The organism is Cupriavidus sp. CuC1, from assembly GCF_044627735.1.
Lineage (GTDB): Bacteria > Pseudomonadota > Gammaproteobacteria > Burkholderiales > Burkholderiaceae > Cupriavidus > Cupriavidus ulmosensis.
The window spans coordinates 1-2,021 of the sequence record NZ_JBIUHC010000354.1 but is presented as its reverse complement, the minus strand read 5'-3'; the positions used below and the strand labels follow the sequence as shown (position 1 = coordinate 2,021).

Here is a 2,021-nt window from a genome sequence, read left to right as displayed (position 1 = left end):
CGAGGTGATCGTCACCCTACTGGAGCCATATTTGCAGCCCGATAATTATTAAACCTATTTACGAGATGTTGTACTAGATGTGCCTCGATTTGCATGTGCCAGGACATCGGGTTCAAGCGGGTTGGAGGCCCAAACGCCGAGAGCTTGACGATGTGACTGACGCCCGAGACGACCGCGGCATCAATCAGTGCAATTTCATGTTCCACCTGTTGCAATGATGTGCCGTGCGAGACGAACAGCCGGTCAATACCTTGAAGCGCGTCTACGAGTGTGCGCGGTTCATCGAAGTCAACTTTAGCTGCTGCCATCCCGACGGGCAGAATTGCCGCATCTGGGTTGCGGGTCAAAGCGACGACGTCGGCAGGCTCCGAGGCAAGGAGGCCGATCAACGTGGAACCGACGCGGCCGGTAGCTCCGGCGATAGCAATGCGTGGTCTTTGAGACCTGGCGGTTGAATTGACAGTCATGAAGGGTCCTTTGATGTATCATGGAACGAACGGTCCAATAATGTTGGAACTTTCGTTCCAGTTTGTCAAGTTGTTCAGTGAGGAATCAATGAGCGGAAAGCCGCAATTCGACGAAGCGGCCGTAATCGATGCGGCCATGAAGGTCTTTTGGCGCCACGGCTATGCGGTGGCCTCAATCAAAGACCTTACCGAGGCGACGGGCTTGGCCCGTTCCAGCCTCTACCAACGATTTGGTGACAAGGGCGGTCTCTTCCTGGAGGCACTTGCAGCATATACGGAGCGAGTGCTCAAGCGGATGAACGGGGTCGAAGCAGATACTGCGCGAGGCCGTCTCCAGGCAATCCTACGTGCCTACTTGCCAGCGCCCCCAGACTTACAGCGCCCAGCGGGCTGCCTGATATCGCGAAGCTGCGCAGAGATGGTGGACCTCACAGCGGAGGGGAAAGCATCTGCGCGAGCAAGCGCTGGTCTTCAGCGCGAGGTGATTGCAGGCGTTTTGCGCGACGGAATAGCGAATGGTGAATTGCCGAGGGACACGGACGTTGACGCACTCGCGTGGCACTACCTTGGGGTCTTACAGGCACTTTTGAATTTGCCGCAGGCCGGCGCGTGTACGGACGCGCTCGATCGCATGATTGACATCGCTATGTCGGCGTGGCCGCCCCCTCCACACACACAAGTAAGGTCAAGCAGGACAAAGTCGACAGCACGCGCGCGCTGAGCGAGCCTGGTTTTCCTTCAAACCGGCGGACTCACATGCCTTTAGATTCCCGGGTGAACGACTAGATGATGCGGTCGTCTGGTTGAACTATTGAATCGACTCGTCGATGCCGTGAGCGTGATCGCCAAGGGCAAGAAGGTCGGCGGCTGGGTCTACCTCTCCGAATTTGTCGCCGGCCGCGGTTGATGAGGTGGTTGAGGTGGTTGATTGACACACCAGTCGACCGCTTCCGACCCAAAGCTGCCCGATAACATCGAGAGCCGCTATGGCTGCTTTGCGAACCGATAGCCGCCGTTCCCCCGGCGCCGCGATCGGCTAGAGCCGCCGGACGCGGCCTCGACCATGAGCCACTATATCGAAGCCGATTTCACCACATTGATGGACCAAGCCAGTTCGACCGCAGCGAGCTATCTGTACGAGGCCAAGCAGGATATCGATAAGCACCTTGGGGATGGCTACGCGGCAAAGAATCCAGCGCTCGTGCATGCAGCAGCGGCTCGCCGGCCAGGGCCTTGCCTTGCCTTGCGTGGCGACGTCGATCCGGTGGCGTGCTAGCATTTGCTGGGCGCTGGCGTGAATGTTTTCGAGAAGGATTGCGCTGGCCATGATGGCCTGCCGAGGATTGGAGCAGTTGGAACGCGCAAGGCGCGGGGCCAGTCCAGGCCGGCGCGCCGATGGACAAACCATAACACTGTCTGTCACCCGTGCTCGCGACGTGGGCATGGCGCGCCACGCGGGCCGCAGGGGCTGCAGGGGCAATCCACCCAAGTTAAGCCTCCCTCAGCAAGCCTTATAGGCGGCATGTCGATGAGGCTTATGACGAGGCGGTCGAG

At 59.0% G+C, this 2,021-nt stretch carries 3 protein-coding genes; 2 read left to right on the top strand and 1 reads right to left on the bottom strand.

From position 1 onward, the window contains the following. Positions 1–11: 11 nt before the first annotated feature. On the bottom strand, positions 12–467 hold the full coding sequence (locus ACGLHR_RS51565; RefSeq protein ID WP_400103836.1) for an NAD(P)H-binding protein: 456 nt from the start codon (positions 465–467) through the stop codon (positions 12–14). On the opposite strand from ACGLHR_RS51565, the gene ACGLHR_RS51560 reads away from it, so the two are divergent. Further along, positions 466–1,188 (top strand): TetR/AcrR family transcriptional regulator, encoded by a 723-nt coding sequence (locus tag ACGLHR_RS51560; RefSeq protein ID WP_400103834.1) that lies wholly within the window; start codon positions 466–468, stop codon positions 1,186–1,188. The two genes, ACGLHR_RS51565 and ACGLHR_RS51560, sit on opposite strands and share 2 nt — an antisense overlap. A 342-nt stretch (positions 1,189–1,530) precedes the next feature. After that, positions 1,531–1,743: a hypothetical protein gene (locus ACGLHR_RS51555; protein ID WP_400103832.1), complete on the top strand. Its 213-nt coding sequence runs from the start codon at positions 1,531–1,533 to the stop codon at positions 1,741–1,743. The last annotated feature ends 278 nt before the right edge of the window (positions 1,744–2,021 follow it).